At 55.9% G+C, this 24072-nt stretch carries 20 protein-coding genes and 2 pseudogenes; 12 read left to right on the top strand and 10 right to left on the bottom strand.

Annotation, left to right across the window (positions count from 1 at the left end; all coding sequences use genetic code 11):
• Position 1: 1 nt before the first annotated feature.
• The 8 genes from ACZ1G5_RS09240 to ACZ1G5_RS09205 form a co-directional block, all read right to left on the bottom strand.
• Positions 2-667, bottom strand: a complete 666-nt coding sequence (locus ACZ1G5_RS09240; RefSeq protein ID WP_472732558.1) for a hypothetical protein — start codon at positions 665-667, stop codon at positions 2-4.
• Positions 664-1062 carry a PulJ/GspJ family protein gene (locus ACZ1G5_RS09235; RefSeq protein WP_472732557.1) on the bottom strand — a complete coding sequence of 133 codons (399 nt, stop codon included), beginning with the start codon at positions 1060-1062 and terminating at the stop codon, positions 664-666. The genes ACZ1G5_RS09240 and ACZ1G5_RS09235 overlap by 4 nt, the downstream gene beginning before the upstream one ends.
• Entirely contained in the window at positions 1059-1427 is a 369-nt protein-coding gene (locus ACZ1G5_RS09230; protein WP_472732556.1) for a GspH/FimT family pseudopilin, read from the bottom strand. The genes ACZ1G5_RS09235 and ACZ1G5_RS09230 overlap by 4 nt, the downstream gene beginning before the upstream one ends.
• A gap of 37 nt (positions 1428-1464) precedes the next feature.
• Positions 1465-1902, bottom strand: coding sequence for a type II secretion system major pseudopilin GspG (gene gspG / locus ACZ1G5_RS09225; protein ID WP_472732555.1), 438 nt, complete (start codon positions 1900-1902; stop codon positions 1465-1467).
• Positions 1886-3115 carry a type II secretion system F family protein gene (locus tag ACZ1G5_RS09220; RefSeq protein WP_472732554.1) on the bottom strand — a complete coding sequence of 410 codons (1230 nt, stop codon included), beginning with the start codon at positions 3113-3115 and terminating at the stop codon, positions 1886-1888. The genes gspG and ACZ1G5_RS09220 overlap by 17 nt, the downstream gene beginning before the upstream one ends.
• A 12-nt stretch (positions 3116-3127) precedes the next feature.
• Positions 3128-4807, bottom strand: coding sequence for a GspE/PulE family protein (locus ACZ1G5_RS09215; RefSeq protein WP_472732553.1), 1680 nt, complete (start codon positions 4805-4807; stop codon positions 3128-3130).
• 833 nt (positions 4808-5640) lie between these two features.
• The gene (locus tag ACZ1G5_RS09210) at positions 5641-5910 is read right to left on the bottom strand and encodes a hypothetical protein (protein WP_472732552.1); all 270 of its coding nucleotides are present in this window, start codon (positions 5908-5910) and stop codon (positions 5641-5643) included.
• Positions 5877-6488, bottom strand: a complete 612-nt coding sequence (locus ACZ1G5_RS09205; protein WP_472732551.1) for a hypothetical protein — start codon at positions 6486-6488, stop codon at positions 5877-5879. The genes ACZ1G5_RS09210 and ACZ1G5_RS09205 overlap by 34 nt, the downstream gene beginning before the upstream one ends.
• 143 nt (positions 6489-6631) lie before the next feature.
• Between ACZ1G5_RS09205 and ACZ1G5_RS09200 the strand changes: the two genes are divergently transcribed.
• Together ACZ1G5_RS09200 and ACZ1G5_RS09195 are read left to right on the top strand one after the other, a co-directional pair.
• The gene (locus ACZ1G5_RS09200) at positions 6632-8284 is read left to right on the top strand and encodes a DUF1800 domain-containing protein (RefSeq protein WP_472732550.1); all 1653 of its coding nucleotides are present in this window, start codon (positions 6632-6634) and stop codon (positions 8282-8284) included.
• Between the two features lie 72 nt (positions 8285-8356).
• On the top strand, positions 8357-9634 hold the full coding sequence (locus ACZ1G5_RS09195) for a DUF1501 domain-containing protein (protein ID WP_472732549.1): 1278 nt from the start codon (positions 8357-8359) through the stop codon (positions 9632-9634).
• Between the two features lie 60 nt (positions 9635-9694).
• Here ACZ1G5_RS09195 and ACZ1G5_RS09190 read toward each other — a convergent pair whose 3' ends face one another.
• The gene (locus ACZ1G5_RS09190) at positions 9695-9835 is read right to left on the bottom strand and encodes a hypothetical protein (RefSeq protein ID WP_472732548.1); all 141 of its coding nucleotides are present in this window, start codon (positions 9833-9835) and stop codon (positions 9695-9697) included.
• Here ACZ1G5_RS09190 and ACZ1G5_RS09185 point away from each other — a divergent pair.
• The 3 genes from ACZ1G5_RS09185 to ACZ1G5_RS09175 are packed head-to-tail and all read left to right on the top strand — an operon-like array spanning position 9816 to position 11778.
• Positions 9816-10781 (top strand): PilN domain-containing protein, encoded by a 966-nt coding sequence (locus tag ACZ1G5_RS09185; protein ID WP_472732547.1) that lies wholly within the window; start codon positions 9816-9818, stop codon positions 10779-10781. The two genes, ACZ1G5_RS09190 and ACZ1G5_RS09185, sit on opposite strands and share 20 nt — an antisense overlap.
• Positions 10778-11308, top strand: coding sequence for a GspMb/PilO family protein (locus tag ACZ1G5_RS09180; RefSeq protein WP_472732546.1), 531 nt, complete (start codon positions 10778-10780; stop codon positions 11306-11308). Before ACZ1G5_RS09185 ends, ACZ1G5_RS09180 begins: the two co-directional genes overlap by 4 nt.
• A gap of 32 nt (positions 11309-11340) precedes the next feature.
• On the top strand, positions 11341-11778 hold the full coding sequence (locus ACZ1G5_RS09175; RefSeq protein ID WP_472732545.1) for a hypothetical protein: 438 nt from the start codon (positions 11341-11343) through the stop codon (positions 11776-11778).
• 85 nt (positions 11779-11863) lie between these two features.
• On the opposite strand, the gene ACZ1G5_RS09170 is transcribed toward ACZ1G5_RS09175, so the two are convergent.
• A complete protein-coding gene (locus tag ACZ1G5_RS09170; RefSeq protein WP_472734306.1) occupies positions 11864-12415 on the bottom strand; it encodes an ActR/PrrA/RegA family redox response regulator transcription factor in 552 nt (183 codons plus the stop codon).
• Positions 12416-12593: 178 nt separating this feature from the next.
• On the opposite strand from ACZ1G5_RS09170, the gene regB reads away from it, so the two are divergent.
• The 7 genes and pseudogenes from regB to addA all read left to right on the top strand — a co-directional run bounded on the left by regB (position 12594) and on the right by addA (position 24032).
• Complete coding sequence (regB, locus tag ACZ1G5_RS09165) at positions 12594-13997, top strand: sensor histidine kinase RegB (protein WP_472732544.1); 1404 nt, start codon at positions 12594-12596, stop codon at positions 13995-13997.
• Positions 13998-14074: 77 nt separating this feature from the next.
• Positions 14075-15637 (top strand): PAS-domain containing protein, encoded by a 1563-nt coding sequence (locus ACZ1G5_RS09160; RefSeq protein WP_472732543.1) that lies wholly within the window; start codon positions 14075-14077, stop codon positions 15635-15637.
• A gap of 41 nt (positions 15638-15678) precedes the next feature.
• Positions 15679-16140, top strand: a complete 462-nt coding sequence (gene tsaE / locus ACZ1G5_RS09155) for a tRNA (adenosine(37)-N6)-threonylcarbamoyltransferase complex ATPase subunit type 1 TsaE (RefSeq protein WP_472732542.1) — start codon at positions 15679-15681, stop codon at positions 16138-16140.
• Positions 16137-17108: an aminoglycoside phosphotransferase family protein gene (locus tag ACZ1G5_RS09150; protein ID WP_472732541.1), complete on the top strand. Its 972-nt coding sequence runs from the start codon at positions 16137-16139 to the stop codon at positions 17106-17108. The genes tsaE and ACZ1G5_RS09150 overlap by 4 nt, the downstream gene beginning before the upstream one ends.
• Positions 17105-17776, top strand: a complete 672-nt coding sequence (locus tag ACZ1G5_RS09145; RefSeq protein WP_472732540.1) for a nucleotidyltransferase family protein — start codon at positions 17105-17107, stop codon at positions 17774-17776. The genes ACZ1G5_RS09150 and ACZ1G5_RS09145 overlap by 4 nt, the downstream gene beginning before the upstream one ends.
• Positions 17769-20695, top strand: a pseudogene (gene addB, locus ACZ1G5_RS09140) (double-strand break repair protein AddB). Before ACZ1G5_RS09145 ends, addB begins: the two are co-directional and overlap by 8 nt.
• Positions 20692-24032, top strand: a pseudogene (gene addA / locus ACZ1G5_RS09135) (double-strand break repair helicase AddA). The pseudogenes addB and addA overlap by 4 nt, the downstream one beginning before the upstream one ends.
• Positions 24033-24072 lie beyond the last annotated feature (40 nt).

Genomic DNA, 24072 nt, shown 5'->3' with positions numbered 1-24072 from the left:
ATCAGCGCAACTCGCAATCCTGTTCCTCCAATCCCAGAATGCCCAGCCGTGACATGCAAGACCCGCTGCGTGTTGCGGGCATTTGGGCGACGATCATCCGCTCGGACCCTTGCTCAACCGCGATTGCCGCCGGAAGCCCCTGATTAGGCTGCGGCTCATAGGTCCAAACCTTTTGGTTCGAGCTCACGTTTTCGCTGACATAGTAAACCAGTCGCAAAGGTTGATCGGTCACAAGCACGGTGCTTGGGCGTGCCTGTTCGTCGCCCAACCGCACATCACGAACGTCAAAAAACCGTGCAGCAGTCAGTTCAAACAAACCATCCCTTTGTGTGATGTCGAGGCCAATCATCACCGGGCGATTGCTGCGGGTTGTACTATCGTCGATGACCAAACGCATCTGCGTCGGCGTACCCAAAAAGCGGTTCAGCTCGCGACCAACACCATCTGTTGTCGCCGATGCGGCCCATGCCTGCAACACACGGCGCGCGGTCAACCAGTCCGTTGCCTCTTGGCGCAATTCCGAAGGCTGCATTGCTGTCTGCCGCAAACCAAATGTCGCACTGGTCAAAAGCGCGAGGGTCAACGCAGCAACCGTGAGCGCAACCAACGCCTCGGCCAGCACAAACCCGCGACCAGCGCGGCGGCGGCGACCGGACCAACGCATCATAGTGGTGTCTCAACATAGCGAATGGCGCGCAAGACCAAGGGATTGCCATCAGGACGGGCCGGATTGACCGTCACATAGATGTACAGCAGTTCATTCGTCCGGATCCGACCCAGGTTCATGTCATCGGTTCCAGTGCTGGTCACCGCATAAGTCCATTCCAAACCCTGCGTCGTACCATTATTCTGTTGACCCTCACGCACGGGGATATCCACACCGATACGATCTAGAACTTGGGTGGCCACCAACATCTGTTCCGCTTGCTGGTTGGCACGTTGTTCCATGAACAACCCCTGCGACAGCGCCTGATAGAACCCGCTGACGGCAAGGGTGGCAATGGCCAAGGACACCAGCGTTTCGACCAAGGTAAATCCACGCTGGGACCGGCGGCGACTCATTGTGAAACCCTCACTTGACCAGTCAGCCAGTCAAGCTCGATCGACCGCCTACTGTCTCCTGCGGCAAGAACCAGATCCAAACCTTCGTTTTCGCCAGAAGGCCGTATCAGAATGCGCGCGGAATCCGTGTCACTGGTCACGCCGCGCCCAAATTCAAGTGTGGTGGTCGGCGTTGCGATGCTGCGATCATCTTGGGAATATTGCACCTCAACCGGACGGCCCGTTTCCGCAGCCTGAAGCCTTGCCTGCTGTAGTATCAAAGCAATTTCTGCCGCATCGCTGTCCAACTGTGCCCGGTCCGACCGGCCCAGCGCAAAGATTGAGATGGTGCCGATCAAGATGACGATGGCCACGGTCACAAGCATTTCAACCGCAGCAAAACCGTGTTCTTGGCGGCGCGGCCTAGCCCTCCACATCGGCGTCCACGCCGGTTCCACCGGCCTGCCCATCTGCACCAAGTGAGCCAACGCGGACCTGTCCCTGGTTGAGAGAGTAGCTATACGGCCCACCCCACGGATCCACCGGTAAATTGCCATCACGCAGATAAGGACCAGCCCAACCGGGGATTTGACCATTGTTTTGAACTAAGGCATTCAACCCTTCTTGCTCGGTCGGGTAACGGCCGGTTTCGATGAGGAAAATATCCAACGCGCTGCGCAATTGCGCGATCTGCGCCTCTGCGGCCGCGACACGCGAATTCTGCAATTGACGGATCGCGCCAGTGCCGACCAATCCGATCAACAGGCCAACAATGGCAACAACCACCAACATTTCCACCAGCGAGAAACCGGCCGTACCCGGGCGGCGACGCGGGCGGCGGGTTCTAAAACGAAATGGCATTAACGGATACAATCGCGGAAAACAGGGCATAAAGACTTACTCCGATCATCAGGCCGACAGCCACAATCAGTGCGGGCTGGAATAATAGCAGAAAACGTTCAAGGTCACGATCAGCGGCATCGCGCATGTCGCCAGAGGTGCGGCTGATCATACCACCAAGATCCCCAGCTTCTTCGCCGATGCGGATCATCTCGATCGCTTCGCGTGGCAAAAGCTGGGATGTGCCCAGAGCGGTCGACAAGGGCGCGCCACTTTCGACCTCTTTGGTGACATCGGCCATGCCTTTGCGCACCAAACCGTCCGGCGCGGATTTGGTAACAACCCGCAAGGCACCGCTGAGCGTGATTTCGCGGCTGAGCAGCGCGCCAAGGACATGCAAAAGCAGCATCATTTGATTGCGCAGCAAAAGTTTGCGGATCGGCGGAAACCGATTGCCAATGCGTGTCAGCGTGCCAGTCAAAAGACCGCGTCGTGCCGCAAAGAACATTGCAACACCCAGCACAATGATGCCCAAAACAATCAGCGGCCAAAGTGCGGCAAGAAAGCCAGAAACCCCGAAAACAACGCGCCCCATCGTCGGGACCAAGTCAATCCGATCTTCGACCAGCGGTCGGAACTGCGGTATGATCGCAATCATAATCAGCCCCACCGACAAAGTTGCCACAAACAGCAAGATGCCGGGGTATGTCAGACCAGTGATGATACGGCGGCGTGTGTCGAGCCGGTTTTGCATGATATCGGCGGCGGTCGACAGTGCGCTGGCCATATCGCCTGACACCTCTGCACCACCGACCAGCGAAAGGGTGACAGGGTCGTTGATCCCCGCCTTTTCCTGCAACGCCCGCGAAAGCGCGTCACCTTCCCGCAAACTGTCCCGCACACGCAGCGCAGCCTTTGAAATCGGATCAGCACCACCATCCCCGATGATGGCGAGTGCGCGTTCAGACTGAATTTGGCGACCAGACAGTTTTGCCAATCGCACAAGGAAATCAGCAGTTTGTCGCGGCGTCAGTGCGTTTTTGCTACGTCTGACGCGTTGCGTCGGTGTGATCGCAACAGTCCCATCGTCCTGTTCCAAACTGATCGGAAATAGCCCTTGGTCACGCAACGCGCGCGTCGCTTCGGTCTGGTTGATCCCCAAAACCTCGCCCGACTGCTTGGCACCCGTCGCATCACGGGCAACATAAACAAATGTCTTTTGTGCTTCGTCCAACTAGAACAGCCCTTAAAAGGATTTGACGCCAAGAACGCGCATAACTTCTTCGAGCGTTGTATGCCCTTCCGCGATCATACGCACGCCCTCAGATCCCATCGTACGCTGACCACGCTTGTCTTTTGCAGCCAGTTCTTCGGGTTCCATCGCCTCAAACAAGGCCAAGCGCCCGCGAAAACCGGTCTGATTGCAGGCATCGCAGCCAACAGAGCGCATAAGGTGCCATTGCTCAGGATCCGTCAAGCTGCCCGTGCGTTGATCAATCTTTGCAAACAAATCGCGGGTCTTTGGCTTTTCATTTAAATCAATCGGGGCGGCGCAAGAGGCGCAAACCCGGCGCACAAGACGTTGCGCCGCGACCAAGCGGACGACAGACTTCATCAAATACTCTGGCACGCCTAAGTCGATCAACCGGGTCGCCGCATCCTGCGCTGTATTCGTGTGTAGGGTCGAGAAGACCAAGTGACCCGTCATCGCCGCGCGTACGGCAAGTTCAGCGGTCTCACTATCGCGAATTTCGCCGACCATAATAACGTCAGGGTCATGCCGCAGAACAGTACGCAAGGCAGCAGCAAAGGTCCAACCCAATTCAGGGTTCACTTCGATCTGCTGCAATCCAGGCGTTTGAATTTCAACAGGGTTTTCGATTGTGACGATCTTGCGCCTTGTGTCGTTCAACTCGTTCATTGCGGCATGCAAGGTGGTCGTTTTCCCGCTACCGGTTGGCCCCGTAACAAGGATCAGTCCATTTGGTTGCTTGATCGCCGTACCAAGGCGCTTTTGAACATGCGCAGGCAGCTTGAGATCGGAAAGCTGCGATAGCCCTTCAAGGTTGTCCAACAAGCGTAGAACAATTGTCTCACCATGGATCATTGGCGCACTCGCGACACGCATATCAATCTCGCGCCCCGCAAGGCGCTGGCGAATGCGGCCATCTTGGGGCAGGCGTCGTTCACTAATATCCATACCGGCGAGGATTTTCAGACGTGAGACTACACCTTCATATATACCGGTGTCCGGGCTTTGGACTTCGATCAGTTCACCATCAACACGCAGACGCACACGCGCCGACTTTTGATTGGGTTCCAAATGAATGTCTGTCGCGCGCATTTCGAGCGCAGCATCAAAGAGTGTTTCCAGATAACGAACGGTCGGTGCGTTATTGGCAAGTTCCGTGAGCTTGTCAGTATCAAGTGACAACCCATCCGTCGTCGAAACCACGGCGCTGCTGCTTGGTGCATCGGCCTCTATCGCGGCAATACTGCGCGCCATCGCAGTTTCAATGTCACGATCGGTTGCGACACACAGTTCTAATGTCACACCGAAAATCATGTCCAGGGCTGCAAGCGCCTGATCGTCAAACGGATCAGCCACCGCAAAATACGCGCGATCATCGGTGATTTCGATAGGTGCGATGACAGAGCGTCTTAGATAATCCGCCGAAAGCCGGGGATCCTGCGGGAGCCGCTCGGGCAGATCATCAATTGTCAACAATGGATAATTTAAGTGCTGCGCGCTGGCACGCGCCCACTCTTTCTGGGATATAAGGCCAAGACGATCCAGAACCGCGCGCACCGGCTGTCCGGTCGCAGCAGCGGCGTCGTTCACTTTTGCCAAATCGGCATCAGTCAGCGTCCCGTTCTCAAGAAAGATCGCCGGCAGTCTGCCGCGCATTTCTACATCTACTAACACCAGTTACAGCCTCTGATTCTTTGCCCACCAACATCTCTTGGTGATTCTACTGCCTTCAAATATCAACACTATTTTCCACATACCGGTAAATGGAGGTTCAACACTATGGCAACTTTGCGGCATTTGGCACGGTTGGGTGTCTATAACGTCTAGATTCGCATGAGTGTTCTCATTTTGGCAACGATTGTAAGCGTTTTCACGCCTATTAACCCCTTTGTGACTGGGACGGTTGATTTGACATGCGTTTCTGGCTCAATAGCGTTCATCCTAAGTTCACACTCGTGTAACAACTTGTTCTTATTGAAACACTCCCAATCAGAGAGCGTCCAAATGAAATCTGACCAAATTCGATTGCTCGCAGTCACTCCCCTCTTTGTTACTGCCATGGCCACCAGCGCGATCGCGCAGGAAGCTGCCACAGCAAACACCGCTATGCAGAACGCTGCGACAACTGTTGCGTCTGTTCAGACAGACACTGTTCTTTTCCCACTGAAAGTCACTGTTCCTGCAGACGGTACGTATGTCTTTACATCGCCCGCAGACAACCCGCTGAACCTCTCTTTGAACGGCCAGCCAATCCTGACGGTGCCAGAGCTGGCTTCTCAGGACGCTGAACCTTTCCGTATTATTACGACTTTGACCGCAGGCGATCACCTGATCGAACTGGAAGGTGCAAACCTGACCGTCGAACAGATCGCTTTGATTTCGATGTACGAACTCGGCAGCCAGCCCGTGAGCCTTGCAAACACTGCTGTATCTATCAACGCTCAAGAAGCCGAAGTTTTGGCAGCTACAGTTAACGGCGGCACCGCTCCTGCTATTGCGGCGGGCACTCAAATGGCAGCTTTGGCGCCAGCCGCGCAGCCTTTCGTGATTGGTGGCCGCTCATCAGACGGTGGTGCATCACCTGTCGCACCGACCGGCGCTGCGAGCAGCGTTCCAATGAATTCTAACGTAAATACAGCCGGCGGAATGCAAATGGCGTCTGTCGCGCCACGCCCGACAATGCCGGGTGCCGCCGCGTCAGGTAGTTCGACGACCGTCACACCAGTAGCAACCGGTGGTGTATTCAGTCGTGGAGCCCCGGCTCCTGATCCGGCCACTGCTGAGACGCCTGTATCTGGCGGTACGCCAGCACCCGCTCCAGCATCTGGCGGTACGCCAGCACCTGCGCCAGCACCTGCACCTGCTCCAGCACCTGCCCCAGCGCCAGCACCTGCGCCAGCGCCAGCACCAGCACCTGCGCCAGCGCCAGCACCTGCTCCAGCGCCAGCACCTGCTCCAGCGCCAGCACCTGCTCCAGCACCTGCTCCAGCACCTGCGCCAGCGCCAGCACCTGCTCCAGCGCCAGCACCTGCTCCAGCGCCAGCACCTGCTCCAGCGCCAGCACCTGCTCCAGCGCCAGCACCTGCTCCAGCACCTGCTCCAGCACCTGCGCCAGCTCCAGCACCTGCTCCAGCGCCAGCACCTGCGCCAGCGCCAGCACCTGCTCCAGCGCCAGCACCTGCGCCAGCGCCAGCACCTGCTCCAGCGCCAGCACCTGCTCCAGCACCTGCGCCAGCGCCAGCACCTGCTCCAGCGCCAGCACCTGCTCCAGCGCCAGCACCTGCTCCAGCGCCAGCACCTGCTCCAGCGCCTGCGCCAGCACCCGCTCCAGCACCTGCGCCTGCTCCAGCGCCAACGCCACCCGCAGTTAATTCAGCAGTCACTAGCCCACTGACCCCACCTGCAAACGTTGCTCTGACGCAAGCGGTTGAAATCATTGGTGGCGCATCCGGTGAGGGCGTGGTTGCGAACACGGGTCAGACTTTGTTTGGTCAGGTTATGGATCCTGCCACGTTTGACATGGTGACAGCGGTCATCGCACCTTCTGGCCGTGAAGCGGTCGTTGACGTGGGCCCGACAACTGGACAGTTCGCTGTTCGTCTTTTCCCCGAGGATCTGACAACTGGAACCGCGACTGTTACAGTCACTGGTGGGTCAAGTGCCAATTCGGAAGTGACCTCTGTACCAGTTGAGTATGAGTATCAGGCCGGTACTGTTGGTGACGGTGTGACACAAGCACTGTCGCGCATCACCTATGGTGCGACCGAAGACCTTTATGCGCGCGTCCGCGCGATCGGCTTTGATGCTTATGTGAATGAGCAACTTGACCCAGACTCGATCAACGACTCTGCATTCGAAGCGATGAACTTCAATCGCATGCTACGCCGCGATGACGCTGGTTTTGGCAACATCACCAACCGTCTGTTCCGTCATAACATCGCGACTGCTGCTTTCACGGAAAAGCAGCTGCAAGAAGTGATGGGCGATTTCTGGAGCAACCACTTCCATGCGGCAACGAAGGACAGCAACGTCATTGTACAAAACATTGATGACCGTCAGTTCTACCGTGAAAACGCCTTTGCCGACTTCGAAGATTTGCTACTGTATTCTGCACGCAGCCCTTTGATGTCACAGTTCCTCGACAACGATCAAAGCCGGGGCACCAACAATCCAAACGATCGGACAGGACGTCTTAACGAAAACTATGGCCGTGAAATCTTGGAACTTCATACTGTCGGCGCCGAGGGTGGTTACTCTGCTCAGGACGTCATCGAGGTATCCTTGGTCTTCACTGGCTGGAACTTTACCCAGACCAATGAAAACGCAAACAACCAGTCGCGGACCTACGAATTCGAGTTCCGTGAGAATGATCACGATCGGTCTGATAAGTTCATCCCGTTCCTTGACGTAACCATTCCGGGTCGTGGCGGTGCCGCAGGGGTGCAAGAAGGCGAAGAGCTGATTGCAATCCTGGCGGATGATCCGCGCACACACTCTTATGTTTGTGGCAAGATCGTCCAGCGTTTGGTTGCTGACACACCGCCAACGAACTTTGTCGACCTCTGCACTGCCGCTTGGGTGGCTACAGATGGCGACATGGGTGAAGTTGTTCGCGCCATTCTGACTGCACCAGAGTTCATCTCGACCGTTGAACTACAGCGCACGAAAAGCAAAACACCGTATGAATATGCTGTCTCTGTTATCCGTGCGCTGGGCATGCGCCCCAATGCGAACGACAACGAAGGCAACTTCTTTGACCGGTTCCGCAATGCTGTACGCTCGGCTGGTTACGATCCACTTGAGTTCCTCGTACCAACCGGTATGGACGAAGTGGGTACAGCCTGGACAAGTTCTGCTTCGATGATCGGGCAATATAGAGGCATCACAGAAGTTGTTGTGCGCCCAGATACGTACAATCTCGATTTGGCCACTCAGATCTCGGGTGCCGGTCTGGAAACAGCAGAAGAGGTTGCTGCATATTTGTTAGCAATCGCAACGGCAGACCGCTATGCACGCGATGAATACGAAAACCTGGTGAGCGTTTTGAAGGGCACAGATGGCATCTTTGAGCCTTTGACACAGAACGAAGAGGCTGCGTTCAGACGTGCCGCTGGTGTTCTGGTCGTCCTTCCTAGCTTCCTCCTGCAATAATCATCGGCTCCACTCCGATTAAGAAAGGTTTCTAAATTGAAAAACCGTAGAGAATTTCTAAAGTCCTCAGCAATGGTAGCCGCTGCAAGTATGGCGGGTGTCGCAGGCGCACCACAGTTTTCCTTTGGTCAGTCAGCTGGAGGGAAGACATTCATCAAGGTGTTTATGCGCGGCGGCGCAGATGGCCTTCACCTTTTCCCGGCGATTGGTGACATTGAGTACTACAATCACCGTCCAAACCTGGCGATCGGCACGCCGAGCGATACCGACGCCAACACAGCGATCAGTCTGAACGACAACTATCGTGGCATGAACCCGAACCTCGAGCCATTGATGGAAATCTTCGACGCTGGTCGTCTCATGATTGCGCCTTCAACGGCAATGGATGATGGTGGCCGGTCACACTTCGAAAACCAACGCTGGATCGGCAAAGGTGCCCGCAACAATACCATCGACGGATACTTGAACCGTTACATGCAGGAAATCGATGGTGTAAATCACCCGTTGCGCGGCGCGGTTTTGGGCAAGACGTCCGTTAGCACCGATATCAAAGGCGCGCTTCCAGTACCTGCAGTCAGCAACCGGAACAACTTTGACCTTCGGAACGGCAACCTGTGTTCAGGCAATGGCTGTGCAGACAACCAGCTTACCGACATTATGCGCGAAATCGGGTCGCATGAAATTGATCAGCCAGGACTTGAGGCCGAAGTACGAGACAACCAGCTGATCATGGTTGAATCGATCGCGGAAGTTCAGGCAGCTGGTGTAAACTACAGTGTCGAGGCAAATGGTCTGGACTATTCAAACACCGATCTTGGTCGTGGTCTGCGTCTTTGCGCGCAACTGCTGAAAGCGGGTGTACCGCTTGAGGTTGCTGCACTCGACTGGAACATCGGTTGGGATACCCACTCTAACCAATTGCCAGGTGGTCTTAATGGCCAGTTCGCAAACCAGGATCACAGATATCACCGCCGCATGCGTGAAGGTGCAACCGACTTCCTGACGTTCTATCGCGATATCTCTGCCAGCATTGACAACGTTGTTGTTCTAGTGGGTACAGAGTTTGGCCGGACCGTCATCGAAAACGGTACTCGCGGTACAGACCACGGTAAAGGAAGCAGCTGGTTCGCATTTGGTGGTCCAACATCGGGCGGTATCGCACCTGACATCACCTCGCTGGCCCGCGATCAACTGTTCCAGAATCGCTTTGTTCCGACACGGACGGAATATCGCGATCTGGTTGCCGAAATTATGGTACGCCATATGAGCATGCCAGAGAATCTGGTGTCCACGGTGCTACCAAACCACAACTTTACCAACCACGGATTGTTTACGCGCAGCGTCGCTTAAAAAATCTGTCAGTTGAATCTTTACGCGCTGAAGGGCAAACTGCCCTTCAGCGCAATTCGTTTAAAGGCCCATTTTCTGAATGACGTCCTCTCCCGACCAGTCATCAACTGCTTCGACGGCCCAAAAGTCTGTCAACACATTGACGAAGTTCAAGAATTTGGCTTCGGCAAGCGTGGCGATGATGAACGAACCTTTGCGCATCCCAAGAAAAGCACCACCGCCCGAACTCTATCTTGGTGACAAGTCCTACAGCCTGCGCCTTGATGAAGACGTCACCGCTTTCTCGGATCATGTTGAATTGACCCAACGTTTGCAGGAACTGCCTGAGCGTGAAATCGATTTGGTCTTCGCCGGCCGTACGGCACTGGATCTGAGTTTTCAAATCCCAAACGGTCCCTTTAATGACCTCGAAGCGATGATCGAAACAGAGCTTGAATTCCGCTCTCCGATCCAGAGGGATCAGTGCATTTGGTTCTGGTCCGCCCAAGAAACCAAGAATGGTGATTGGCTGGTTGAAGGCGCTATCGTTCTGAAAAGTAATATTGATTGGGTACTGGAAGCGATCAAGGCAACCGGCAAGTCAATAAATCTTGCGAGGCGACACAATACTGACGGAACGCTTCGTGTCGGGGTTGAGCCGAACTGGCTGAAGAAAACCACGCTTTTGTCCAAAGCCACTGGTCCTTTGTCCGGCTTGGCAAAGATTCCGCCCGCGTTGCGATTTCCTTTGGTCGCCTTTGGGCTGTTCGTGATCTCTGTCCTGGCGCTCTACGCTGTTCAATCCATGCGCTACAACGCCGTTGCCGCCGAAGCAGAGCGCGCCAGCACAGAGTTACGGCAACTCGCGTCGGCGCAGGCCATTACACAAAGCTTGGGCGACCGGCGCGCAATGGGCGAGGCGCGCATTGCGATTATTGGGCAAGTCGCTGCGGCGCTTCCTGATGGTATCTGGCTGGAACAAATGATTGTCGACGATGACAACGTCACCCTGATTGGTTTCGCCCCGTCAGCCGCAGAAGTGACCCGTCTGCTGGCGACGTTGCCATCGGTTACGGATATCGAGTTTGGATCACCAGTGACGCGCGACAACTCGCAAAACCTCGAACGGTTCCGCATCAATGCAAAACTGACGGGTGATCTAGGATGAATAGCTTTACATTCTACAATCCTACTTTGGTGCGTCGTGTTGGTACTTTGCTCGTTGTTGGTACGTCGATTGCGATGGTGTTGCTGACGGTCCTGTTGGCGAATATTGTGCGCGGCAACTACAACGATATCACTGACCAGCAAGAGATGATCTTGCGGGCAGAGCGGGCTGCGACGCAGCAAGTCGCACCACAGGTTCTGTCAAAGTTTTACGATAGTGACACGCCGCAACTGGCACAGGCGCAAATGCAAACCGATATGCAGACCCTCGCTGATCAAAGCCAGGTTCGGCTCGAAGTCATTCGCGCCGACCAGATTGAACAGCTTAATGGCGCACTTCGCATGGCGCTCACATTGAACGGAGCACTTCCCGAAGATCAGCTTGGTGGGTTTTTGGAAAGCCTCGCCGATCATGAACCCCGTATCGTGGTGGACAGCATCTCGCTGCGTCGCGCCCGCAGTACTGTGCGCGGCTCGGACGATCGCCCGCTTGCCATCCAACTCAAACTAAGCGGGTTCACGAGGTAGTTATGTTGTTTTCGCCGCACCTGCAAAAAACTGTGCCACTTGCAGCCGGACTACTTTGTGTCGTCCTGGCTGGTATTATGTGGATGCCGTTGGGCCAAAGCCCCCAAGCATCCGACCTTCCACCGGAACAGGCACAAACATCGACAGGACCCGATCCGCAAACAGTGATCGCAGACGGCGCTGAAATACTGGTGGCCCGGCCATTGTTCCACATGACGCGACGGCCCCCGGTTGTCGAAGTTGCGCCGGTTCCGGTTCCTGTTGTAGTGACGCTAAGCCTGACTGGCATTGTTGAAAGCGACAATGTGCAGGTCGCCTTGATGCGCCTGTCGAACCGGCCCGAGCTATTCCGCGCCCAGATCGGTGAAAAGGTCGGCAACTGGGAAATTGAAGACATCACCAAGACGTCCGTGACCGTCATCACCCCCGACGGTGCGCGCGAAACAATCTCTCTCGCGCAGACAGAGTAATATCGTATAACGACCATGCGGCGTTATGCGGCCCGTCTTTTGATGTTGGCACCACTTCGCAGACCGCGATGCCATACCGCCCAATCTAGCGCGGGCTACGCTTGGCCAGGATACGCTGCAAAGTCCGGCGATGCATCGATAGTCGCCGCGCTGTTTCTGACACATTGCGATCACACAACTCATAGACCCGCTGGATATGTTCCCAACGGACGCGGTCAGCGCTCATCGGGTTTTCTGGTGGTGGCGGCAATTCATCAGTGCGTGCCAACAGCGCATTCGTCACGTCCTTGGCATCGGCCGGTTTTGCCAGATAGTCAGTCGCCCCAATCTTGACGGCGGCAACAGCGGTCGCGATCGCACCATAGCCGGTCAGGACGACAATCCGCGCTTCAGGGCGGCGGGCACGCAGGACTTCGACGACATCCAGACCATTGCCGTCTTCCAGCCGCAAATCCACCACTGCATAGGCGGGTGGGCGGGCGGTCGAAATCGCTTTGCCAGCAGCAACAGAGCCTGCCATCTCAACCTCGAAGCCGCGCTTTTCCATCGCTTTTGCAAGCCTGCGCAGAAACGCCTCATCATCGTCCACCAAAAGCAAGCTCTTGTCGTCGCCTAGGTTCAACGCCTCGATATTCATGTGCTGTCCCATCACTAATTCAATCATGGAGGTAGCTTTCGCACAGCCTTCGTCAACTCGGCCGGGTCCCGGTTGAAAGCATCGCCGATCACCGGACACCCCTCTGCAATCAAGTCGCATTGATCCTTTGCCGTTTCGGTTTATCCTTCACCTCTACAAATGGATCGGATTACAGATCATGCCGCCTACCGATTTCCAGCTCTTTCAAGAGCAAGAGCGCAGCAACTGGGTGCGACTGCGTACTCTGATGGTCCTGCGATGGTGCGCCATTTGCGGGCAGGCCGCAGCTATTTTTGTGGCCGTCCGCTTCTATGGTATCGAAATCGAAGTCGGGCTGGCCACATTGGCCATTACCGCGGCTGTCGTTGCCAATCTGTTTTCCTACTATGCCTATCCGGAAAACAAGCGGCTGTCAGAAAGCCAAGCAACGCTTTGGCTTGTCTTTGATATCATCCAGCTCAGCATGCTGTTGTATTTGACCGGTGGATTGAACAATCCGTTTGCGATGCTGGTACTGGCGCCGGTGACGATTGCGGCGACCGTGTTGCACCTGAGAAATACCATCTTTCTTGGTCTGACGGCCATGACGCTGGTCACGATCATCAGCAAGTACAACCTGCCCCTGATCAGCGCAGAAGGCATCGTTTTGACTTTGCCGCTGTTGTTCCAATTTGGTTTTTGGGTCGCACTACTGATCAGTCTCGTCTTTTTGGCACTCTATGCCCGTCAGGTCACAACAGAGATGCATGCAATGGGCGAAGCACTTGTTGCAACGCAGTTGGCACTGTCTCGCGAACAAAAACTGACTGATCTGGGTGGTGTCGTTGCGGCTGCCGCCCATGAACTCGGGACGCCCCTTGCGACCATAAAACTGGTCAGCAGTGAACTGAAAGAAGAGTTAGAGAACCACCCCGAGCTTCGCGAAGACGCAGAGCTGATCCGCGATCAGGCAGACCGGTGCCGTGATATTCTGCAATCAATGGGGCGCGCCGGCAAAGATGACCTGCACTTCCGCCAAGCACCCATAGAAACAATCGTGAAAGAAGCCGCAGAACCACATTTAGACCGTGGCAAGATTGTTGAATTCAAGATCGGACCACTTGATGGCGCAGATCAAACTCAGCCAATCGTCCAACGGCGTCCGGAAATCATTCATGGGCTTCGTAACCTGATACAAAACGCCGTCGACTTTTCCCATTCCACTGTTACCGTGAATGTGAACTGGTCAAACGATACTGTTGATGTGCGTATCTCTGACGACGGGCGCGGTTTCCCACAATCGGTTATTGGCCGTATCGGTGACCCCTATGTGCGGCGGCGCAGGCTTTTGGAAGATGGCGCGCGGCGCCCCGGCTATGAAGGTATGGGTCTTGGTCTGTTTATCGCAAAAACACTGCTAGAGAGATCCGGCGCAAAGCTGACTTTTTCCAATAGTCGCAGACATGGGCACGCGAGTTGGACAGGGCATCCAACAGGCGGCGCCGTTATCGAGGCGACATGGACACGTGAGGCCCTGCAAGACGAAGCGCATACGATCAATGCGCCACTCGGTCAGAACCAACCCATCCCAGTGTGGCCATAACTTCGGTGCGTCAATTAACACCGCATTAACCTTCCTGACCGATGCTTTAACCGGGCGTTGGCAGGAATGGACAAATCATGTGGATTTTTTTGGCGGAGCTTGTTGCCGTCTTAGTCGGTGCCGTTTTGGGCGCGTTCATGATTTTATCGCTCCTCTCACCACGCCAAGCGAGGCAGGGTCCAACCACTGCTGCGACGACACTGCCCAAAGACAACAGCACAGTGTTTCTGTTTCAGGGCGATCTTCTTGTTGACGCAACAAGGCAGGCCTGGGCACTGATCAATCAGGGTGCCAAAGGCCTTACTGACTACGACGCTGTTCTTGCGGCCGTCAAAGCAGAGTTTCCAAGCCTGAAATCTACTCTAGAGGATCCAACGCTATCAGAAATTCGTATTCGCAGCGAAAGCGACCCGTCTGTCTTTGTTGACGTCGCCCGCAACGGGGATCTGCTTCGGATTGCACTCAGCGGGGACGAGGATCACGCCTATGAAAGCGCCGCAAAGCGATTGTCGCAGGCATCGCATGACGCGCAGGCGTCGCTGATGCGCGACATATCAGCGAATTCTCCACAACTTATTTGGCACGAAGATAGCTCCGGTAACTTGCTGTGGGCCAATGATGCATATGCACGGGCCCAGAAGGACTATGGTATTGCGTCAATCTATGACGCTGGTGATGCCGCTATAGATCCTGAAAACCCCGAACGGAAACGCGTCTGCATTTCCGTGACCGACCAAGACGATGTCTGGTTTGATGTCACGCGCGTCGCACGACATGACGGAATTTTGTACTTTGCAAATGACACGACTGCCCTCGTTCGCGCCGACACCGCAAAGCAAGAGTTCATTCGAACACTTGGCAAAACCTTCGGGGAACTTTCCATCGGTTTAGCCATCTTTGACAACGACAGGCGGCTTGCGGTCTTTAACCCTGCCCTTGTTGACATGACCAACCTGCCCTTTGACTTTCTCAGTGGGTATCCGACAATCGACACGGTGCTGGACCGTCTACGCGAATTGCGGATGATGCCGGAACCCAAGAACTACACAACATGGCGTGAACAATTCACAGCAGTTGAAACCGCTGCAAAAGACGGGACATATAGCGAAAATTGGGCCTTGCCCGACGGGCAAACCTACCGCGTTACTGGCAGACCACATCCCGATGGTGCATTTGCGCTCATGTTTGAGGATATCAGCGCAGAGGTATCACTGACCCGGCGGTTCCGACTGGACATCGAAACCGGGCAGGCGGTGCTGGACACATTGACCGATGCGATTGCGGTTTTCTCTTCCACTGGCACGCTGGTGATGTCCAACAGCGCCTATGCAAATCTGTGGACCGGAAGCTGCAAGTTCATGCTGGAACACCGAATCCTGCAGTCCGAGATGAAGATCTGGCAGGACAACTGTATTCCTTCACCAATGTGGGGCGACTTGCGGTCCTTCATCCTGCAGCTTGGCGCAAGAAAACCTTGGTCCGATATCGCACATCTTGATGACGGGCGTCATCTGCAATGCGAGGCCAATCCAATCGCTGGCGGAATGACGATGGTTCGGTTTGTCATCGCGCAACCAAAGCGCCCGGAGTTCCATAAGATCACGATGCCGGATCCGGCAATCCAAGCCGCAAAACGCTGATTTGTACTTGCAGCAACGCCGCAACCTCATAATGTCGGCACATGCACCACACCCTTTACGAGTTATCGCTTGCAGATGAAGATGCGACCGCAGCACTGGCCAATCAGATGGCAGGGATGCTCAGGACTGGCGATACACTTTTGCTGGAGGGTGAGATCGGCGCAGGAAAATCTGCGTTCGCCCGGGCACTAATACGGGCCCGCCTTGGCCACATGGAAGACGTGCCTTCACCAACATTCACCCTTGTGCAAACCTACGAAGACGACGCCGGCGACATTTGGCACTGCGACCTCTACCGACTGACCCATCCCGAAGAGGCGCTAGAGCTAGGACTGAACGAGGCCTTTGAAGAGGCCATTTGTCTGATCGAGTGGCCGGACCGGCTGGGCGATGCCGCGCCAAATGATGCGCTGACGCTGTCGTTTGAGGCGCTGCAAGCGACACATCACGTCACAATATCCGGACCGGACGCATGGCGGGACCGTCTGGGGGGGATTGCATGACTGATCGGGAACACGCCATTGATCGCTTTCTACAGGGAACACGATGGGAGGACTGGACCCGCACACAACTTGCTGGCGACGCCTCGGCGCGAAGTTACCGGCGGCTATCCAACGACACCGAAACCGCGATCCTGATGGATGCGCCACCGGAAAATGATGAAGATACCAAGCCCTTCGTGAAAATCGCGCAGCACCTCAACGCCTATGGCCTCACCGCGCCAAAGATCCTTGCCCATGATCCGGAAAACGGCCTCTTGTTACTCAGTGACCTTGGGCCTACGGACTATGTGCAATGGCTGGCAAAATCACCAAATGACGAGAGCGCGCTTTATCAGGCCGCAGCTGATATCCTGCTCAGGCTCGAAAAAGTCCCGCCGCCGGACCAACTCATTCATATGACTCCAGAGGTCGGTGCCGGGATGATCGGCATTGTGGGGCACCACTACACGACCCACACCACCGATGACATGCAGCTGGAATTGAAACGGGCGCTGGCGGCATTTGCGCCCAACCCATCGACGCTGGCTCTGCGGGACTTCCATGCAGAGAACCTTATATGGCGGCCTGATCACCGTGGGTTGGAACGGGTCGGTTTGCTGGATTTCCAGGATGCATTTGTTGCACCCGCCGGATACGATCTTGCCTCACTCCTGCGGGACGCAAGGCGGGACGTCAGCGCGACAATCACGGAACAGACCATTGCCTATGTCGAAAGCCGGACCGCATTTGATGGTCCGTTTCGCACAAGGCTTGCCTGCCTGAGCGTGCAGCGAAACCTGCGTATCCTTGGTGTTTTCGCCCGACTTGTGACAGTCATGGGCAAACGACGTTATCTCAATTTCATGCCGCGCGTTTGGGGTCATATTATGCAAGACATCAGCGACCCTGCACTGTCGGATCTGAAACAGGCCGTTCTTGATACCGTTCCCGCCCCAACCCACGGTCACGTGCGGGGGATGCAGCAATGACGCTGCCCATCATGCTTTTTGCAGCTGGCCTTGGCACGCGAATGGGGACGCTGACACGTGATATGCCGAAGCCACTGATCACAGTTGCCGGAAAGCCGTTGATCAACCATGCGCTTGATCTGGCGCAAGCAGCACGAACAAAGCCCACCGTTGTGAACCTGCATTACCGCGCCGATATGATCAGACGGCATTTGGCAGATGATGATGTCTTGTTTTCGGACGAAAGCGACGCGTTGCTGGAAACGGGTGGCGGTCTGCGACAGGCCTTGCCCTTGCTTGATGGCAACCCCGTCATGACGATGAATACGGATGCGGTTTGGAATGGGCCTAATCCCGTCCAACATATCATTGATGCGTGGCAGCCAGAGATGGAAGCCTTGCTGTTGGTCGTCGAAAAACACAACGTTCATGGTCACCTTGGAAAAGGCGACTTTCGTGTTGGCGCGGACGGGCGTTTGCACCGCGGTACAGAAACAATTTACACCGGCCTACAAATCATCCGCACTGATGTTCTGGCAGAAATTGACGAGGTCGCGTTTTCAATGAATGTCGCATGGAACATTATTGCGGACCGTGGCGGCCTTTTCGGAACAACCTATGCCGGGCAATGGTGCGACGTCGGCCAGCCATCCAGCATCCCGTTGGCAGAGGCGATGTTGGATGTTTGAGGTCGGCAAAACCCCGAACATTTTTGCCAGCCCACCCGGCGTTGATTTCGCTCAGGGTTTGGTTACGGGACTGATGAACCGGTGCGCCGATCTATCCCCCACTGATTTGGCCCGCGTCGAAATCTACGTGAACACCATGCGCATGCAGCGACGGATCAGGGCGGTTTTTGATGATGGTCCGGCACGTCTCTTGCCGCGCATCCGTTTGATTACTGATCTGGCAAATGATCCCGTCTCGATTGCACTGCCACCCGCGGTTTCCCCCTAAGACGTCGGCTGGAGCTATCGCAATTCGTGGCCAAACTGCTGGAGAAAGAGCCTGATCTTGCGCCCCGTGCAGCTCTCTATGATCTGTCCGATAGTCTTGCAAAGCTGATGGATGAAATGCAGGGCGAAGGCGTCCCTCCGGAAGCGATCGCCAACCTCGATATCACGGATCAGTCAGGCCATTGGGAACGCGCGCTCGAGTTCCTCAAGATCATAACACCCTTCTTTGATGCCCGGGACGAACCCCCCGACACCGAAGCACGGCAGCGCATGGTGACTAAAACACTCGCGCAGCGCTGGGACACCACGCCGCCACAGCATCCGATTATCGTGGCTGGCTCTACCGGATCACGCGGTGCCACGGCGCTGTTCATGCAAGCCGTTGCAAAGCTTCCGCAAGGGGCGATTATCCTGCCGGGATTTGATCTCGATCTGCCGCCGCATGTCTGGGATGCGATGGATGATGACATGACCGCAGAGGATCATCCGCAATACAGATTTCGCCACCTGATGGATTTGATTGGGTTCTCGCATGATGACGTACAGGATTGGAGCGGGACAGCACCGGTGCAACCGCAACGCAACGCGCTAGTGTCTTTGTCGCTGCGGCCCGCGCCGGTCACCAATCAATGGCTGACCGATGGACCCAAGCTGGGTGATTTGCGCGTCGCCACCAAAGGTCTGACACTCGTCGAGGCTGCATCACCCCGCGCCGAAGCGGAAACCATCGCGCTTCGGCTGCGCCAAGCTGCCGAAGACGGGATCACCGCGGCCCTGATTTCGCCTGACAGAATGCTTACCCGGCAGGTAACCGCTGCTTTGGATCGGTGGGACATCACGCCCGATGACAGCGCCGGCACGCCTTTGGCGCTTTCACCGCCGGGACGGTTCTTGCGCCATGTGGCCGATTTGTTTGGTAAACCCCTGACCGGCGAGGCGCTGCTCACACTGCTGAAGCATCCATTGTGCCATTCCGAACGTGACGACAGGGGCGATCATTTGCGCCACACCCGCGATCTGGAACTCCATTTGCGGCGATATGGGCCACCATTCCCGACGGGTGACGATCTGCACTCTTGGGCAAAGAAAGGCGCCAATCGCGATGGTTGGTGTGCGTGGCTATCAAATCTGATTGATGGCTTGGCAGATGTGGGAACGCTTCCGCTGGATCAGCATCTTGTCCAACACATCGGATTGGCAGAAAAGCTGTGCGCCGGCCCGGATGATCCGGGTGCAGGTGGGTTATGGGATACCGCCGCCGGGCGTGCCGCGCGTCAAATCTGCGATGACATGACCCAAGTGGCCGACGCGGGTGGCCCGATGAACGCGCGCGACTATGCAGCATTCTTTGGTGCGGTTTGCGCTGATGGCGTCGTGCGCGACCGCGACGCGGGTCACCCTGGCATTCTGATCTGGGGCACCTTGGAGGCGCGCGTGCAGGGCGTCGATCTGATAATTCTTGGCGGGATGAACGATGGTGTTTGGCCCGAAGCACCCCCACCTGACCCGTGGCTGAACAGAATGATGCGCGCCAAGGCAGGTCTATTGCTGCCAGAGCGGCGCATCGGCCTTTCAGCGCATGATTATCAGCAAGCCATTGCTGGGCGCGAAGTCTGGATTACACGCGCCAAACGGTCCGCTGACGCCGAAACTGTGCCATCTCGTTGGGTGAACCGCCTGACAAACCTACTCAAAGGGCTGCCAGAACAACATGGCCCAGAGGCCTTGGACGGCATGAGGACTGCCGGCGACGAATGGTCTGCGATGGCCAACCAGTTGTCATCGCCCGAAACACGCGTGCCACCTGAGCCACGCCCCGCGCCCTGCCCGCCGGTTGCTGCGCGTCCTAAACAGCTTTCCGTCACCCAGATCAAAACACTGATACGTGATCCATTTGCCATCTATGCGCGCAAAACGCTGCAACTCAATCCGCTAGACCCGCTTTTGCCGACGGCCGATGCCCCACTGCGCGGGATCATTGTGCATGGAATTTTGGAACAATTTATCCGCGATGGATACGGACCAACAGACCGCAATGCATTGATGCAAATCACGCGCGCTCGGCTTGAACAGCACTGCCCATGGCCCACTATTCGGGCGCAGTGGCTAGCAAGGATGGAACGGTCAGCCGATCAGTTCCTTGCGGACGAGGGCCACCGGCAAGCTCTTGCAGCCGAGCACGAAATCGAAGCCTTTGGCGAAATTGTCGTCGCACCAACAGGCATCGTGCTGACGTGCAAAGCTGACCGTATTGATGTCACTGATCTGGGCGACGCACTGATCTATGACTACAAGACAGGTCAGGTTCCAACCACCAACCAGCAATTGACCTTCGACAAACAACTGCTGCTGGAAGCGGCGATGGTGGAACGTGGCGCTTTCGAAAAACTGGGCCAGAAACCCGTTGCCCACGCAGCTTTCATCGGCGTGAACGCCGCCATGAAGACCGTGCCTGCGCCGTTGGACAAGCAACCGCCAGATCAGGTTTGGGCAGAGTTAGAGACGCTTTTTGCCAATTGGAGCGATGTTCACCGCGGCTATACCGCGCGCCTCGCGCTATTCCTGAAGTCAGATCACAGCCCCTTTGATCACTTGTCGCGCTATGGCGAATGGGACACCAGCGACAACCCACACCCGCAGGTTCTGACATGATCCGCGACGCCGCTTCCCAAAGGCAGGTTGATGCCGCCGATCCGCGCACATCGACATGGCTGTCGGCCAATGCAGGATCCGGCAAAACCCGTGTTTTGACAGATCGCGTCGCCCGATTGCTTCTCGAAGACGTCTCGCCGCAAAACATCCTTTGTCTGACCTATACCAAAGCCGCCGCCGCCGAGATGCAGAACCGTCTGTTTCAGCGCCTTGGTGCGTGGGCAATGATGTCGGACGACGACTTGTTTGCGGAACTTCAGGCGCTTGGCGTCGACCGGAACATTGACGCCCGCCAATTGGGTCAGGCGCGCACGCTCTTCGCCCGCGCCATTGAAACGCCTGGCGGGCTGAAAATCCAGACGATCCACTCGTTTTGTGCGGGTGTCCTGCGGCGGTTTCCGCTCGAAGCACGGGTCAGCCCACAGTTTCGCGAGATGGAAGACCGCGCCGCAGAAATTCTGCGGGCAGAGGTCGTCGATGACATGGTGATGGGGCCGCAATCTGCTGTCGTTCACAAACTACTCGCGCATTTCACCGGCGATAATCTGGCAAAGTTCACGGCAGAGATTGCAAGCAAACGTGATGCCTTTGCGTCGCCCGCTGATGCCGCACAAATCAAGACAGAACTCCAATTGCCCCCAAATGCCCAGCGCGATGATGCGCTGAATATCGCCTTTCACGGGCACGAGGCAGATATCGTTGAAAGCCTGACAACAGCTTTTCAGGATCAGTCTGCAACCTACAAAAAATTTGCGGCAGCGCTGTCTGAACTTAACCTCAAGAACCCAGATTGGGCTGGATTAGACACTGTTTTCCAGCTTTTTCTCTATGCTGGCACCTGTAACTCCAAATCTGTCAACTTCCCCAAAGCAATCACACCAAAGCGGTCGAGGCGATGGCACCCATCGCAGAAGATGTTCACGAATGGATGGACCGTGTCGCTGCAGCAAGAGCGCATCTTTGGGCAATGGACGCCGTTGAACGGACCGTCGCACTCTATGACTTTGCGCAGGTCTTTGTCCCTGCCTACGAAGATCGCAAACTTGCGATGGGTGCGCTTGATTTTGATGACCTGATCCGCAAGGCCAAAGCGTTGCTGACGGACCGGGATGTGGCGCAATGGGTCCTGTTCCGCCTGGATGGCGGGATCGATCATATCCTGGTGGATGAAGCCCAAGACACCAGCCCGACGCAATGGGCCGTTATCGAACGGCTGACGCAGGAATTCGCGACCGGCGAAGGCGCGCGAATGGATCGGGAACGCACCGTCTTTGTCGTTGGGGACAAGAAACAGTCAATCTACTCATTTCAGGGCGCAGACCCAGCCGCCTTTGACCAAATGCAGGCGCATTTCAAAGATGCACATCAAGCGATCAACAAACCGTTTGAGGTAACGTCGCTGGATCATTCGTTCCGGTCGTCTCAGGCAATCCTGTCTGTTGTGGATCAAACATTTGTCGGCGATCGCGCCGCCGGAATGGACGACAGCCTCAGCCACATAGCGTTCAAGGAAAATATGCCCGGCCGCGTCGACCTTTGGCCCGTCATCGAGAAATCCAAGGTTGAAGACAAGCGCGAATGGTTCAAACCTGTCGACGAACCCAGTGCGACCGATCACACGGTGCTGATGGCACAACGCGTTGCCGAACAGATCAGATACATGATTGCCAATGAAACGCTACCGGAAGAGATCGGGAACTCTGGCGATTATGTCCGCCGCCCCATTACCGAAGGCGACTTTCTGATCCTTGTTCAGCGCCGATCAGAGCTTTTCGCCGAGATTATCCGCGCCTGTAAGGCCGCTGACCTCAAAATCGCCGGAGCTGACCGGTTGCGCGTTGGTGCTGAGCTTGCGGTCAAGGACCTGGCCGCTGTGCTGAGTTTTCTTGCTTTACCAGAAGATGACCTGTCGCTTGCCTCGGCATTGCGATCACCGCTTTTTGGGTGGTCGGAGCAAGACCTGTTTACGGTCGCACATCATCGCCCCGAAAAGTCGTTCCTGTGGGAAGCGCTCCGAAACTCTGACCATGTGAAAACGCTTGCAGTCCTGAACGATCTGCGCAGTAAATCTGACTTCCTGCGGCCATATGATTTGATCGAGCGTATTCTGACGCGTCATGATGGTCGCCGCAGATTGCTGGCACGGCTTGGGCCAGAAGCCGAGGATGGGATTGACGCGCTGCTGTCACAAGCACTCGCTTATGAAAGCACTGGGGTGCCCAGCTTGACCGGTTTCCTTACGTGGATGGAAACAGACGATCTGGAGGTCAAACGCCAGATGGAAAGCCAAGGTGACCGCATTCGCGTGATGACGGTACATGGTGCGAAAGGGCTGGAAGCACCCATCGTCATTCTGCCTGATACCGCCAAGCGCGATATTCAGGTGAAGCAGGAACTGTTACCGGCCAACAACCATCTGATCTGGAAGACCCCAGCAAAAACATCCGCACCTTCGGTCGTCGCCTTACGGGATGCGGTGATCGCGAAACAGGCCCGCGAACGGATGCGTCTGCTTTACGTTGCCATGACGCGTGCCGAAAAGTGGTTGATTGTCGGGGCTGCCGGCGACGTGGGCGAGGGGGACGCAAGTTGGTACAATATCGTTGCTGACGGGATGGCCCGGCGCGGTGACTATGATGCCAATTTGGGGGACATGCCGTTGCGGCGTGTATCAGAACTGGATTGGAATGCGTCCGACTTCATGACCCAAGAAACGGTCCCAACGGCAGTCGTTTCAACACCGGTTTTTGGTCCAATGCCGCAAACACTGCGCTCCACAACGATTGCACCATCAGAGCTGCGCGGTGCAAAAATCCTGCCCGGTGACCCGGCTGATCATGACGTCAAAGACGCGTTGGCGCGCGGAACTAAAATCCATCTGCTACTAGAGCATCTGCCAATGGCTGCACCCGAAGATCGGCGTATCTTGGGCATGCAATTGTTGCAAACGCAGGATACTGCGCTGATCGACGATGCAATTGCATTGATTGAAAAGCCCGCGCTTTCGTGGCTTTGGGACACGGATGCTTTGACAGAGGTTGTTGTCACCGCTGACGTCCCCAACCTTGGTCGCATTCACGGTGCAATCGACCGGTTGATTGTTGGTTCTGATAAGATCACCGCAATTGACTATAAATCCAACCGTCTTGTTCCTGACACACCCGAACAGACGCCAATCGGTCTACAACGCCAACTGGCTGCCTACGACATTGCCTTGCGTCAGATCTATCCAGATCACAGCATCACAACGGCTATTTTATGGACACATACCGGCAGCCTGACAGTTTTGTCACAACAACATCTTCACGAAGCGCTGAACACGCTCGCAACATCTTGACCATCGGCGCAGGGGTTCCTAGTTTCGGTCTCCAATGAAT

The organism is Yoonia sp. JB2-21 (assembly GCF_055693545.1).
This window is presented reverse-complemented; position numbering and strand designations above follow the sequence as displayed.

What these genes read in the sequence shown, in the direction of transcription:
- ACZ1G5_RS09240 (WP_472732558.1), bottom strand. Translation starts at nt 667, where the DNA reads ATGATGCGTTGGTCCGGTCGCCGCCGCCGCGCTGGTCGCGGGTTTGTG.
- ACZ1G5_RS09235 (WP_472732557.1), bottom strand. Translation starts at nt 1,062, where the DNA reads ATGAGTCGCCGCCGGTCCCAGCGTGGATTTACCTTGGTCGAAACGCTG.
- ACZ1G5_RS09230 (WP_472732556.1), bottom strand. Translation starts at nt 1,427, where the DNA reads ATGCTTGTGACCGTGGCCATCGTCATCTTGATCGGCACCATCTCAATC.
- gspG (WP_472732555.1), bottom strand. Translation starts at nt 1,902, where the DNA reads ATGCCATTTCGTTTTAGAACCCGCCGCCCGCGTCGCCGCCCGGGTACG.
- ACZ1G5_RS09200 (WP_472732550.1), top strand. Translation starts at nt 6,632, where the DNA reads ATGGATCCTGCCACGTTTGACATGGTGACAGCGGTCATCGCACCTTCT.
- ACZ1G5_RS09195 (WP_472732549.1), top strand. Translation starts at nt 8,357, where the DNA reads ATGGTAGCCGCTGCAAGTATGGCGGGTGTCGCAGGCGCACCACAGTTT.
- ACZ1G5_RS09185 (WP_472732547.1), top strand. Translation starts at nt 9,816, where the DNA reads ATGAACGAACCTTTGCGCATCCCAAGAAAAGCACCACCGCCCGAACTC.
- ACZ1G5_RS09190 (WP_472732548.1), bottom strand. Translation starts at nt 9,835, where the DNA reads ATGCGCAAAGGTTCGTTCATCATCGCCACGCTTGCCGAAGCCAAATTC.
- ACZ1G5_RS09180 (WP_472732546.1), top strand. Translation starts at nt 10,778, where the DNA reads ATGAATAGCTTTACATTCTACAATCCTACTTTGGTGCGTCGTGTTGGT.
- ACZ1G5_RS09170 (WP_472734306.1), bottom strand. Translation starts at nt 12,415, where the DNA reads ATGAATATCGAGGCGTTGAACCTAGGCGACGACAAGAGCTTGCTTTTG.
- regB (WP_472732544.1), top strand. Translation starts at nt 12,594, where the DNA reads ATGCCGCCTACCGATTTCCAGCTCTTTCAAGAGCAAGAGCGCAGCAAC.
- ACZ1G5_RS09160 (WP_472732543.1), top strand. Translation starts at nt 14,075, where the DNA reads ATGTGGATTTTTTTGGCGGAGCTTGTTGCCGTCTTAGTCGGTGCCGTT.
- tsaE (WP_472732542.1), top strand. Translation starts at nt 15,679, where the DNA reads ATGCACCACACCCTTTACGAGTTATCGCTTGCAGATGAAGATGCGACC.
- ACZ1G5_RS09150 (WP_472732541.1), top strand. Translation starts at nt 16,137, where the DNA reads ATGACTGATCGGGAACACGCCATTGATCGCTTTCTACAGGGAACACGA.
- ACZ1G5_RS09145 (WP_472732540.1), top strand. Translation starts at nt 17,105, where the DNA reads ATGACGCTGCCCATCATGCTTTTTGCAGCTGGCCTTGGCACGCGAATG.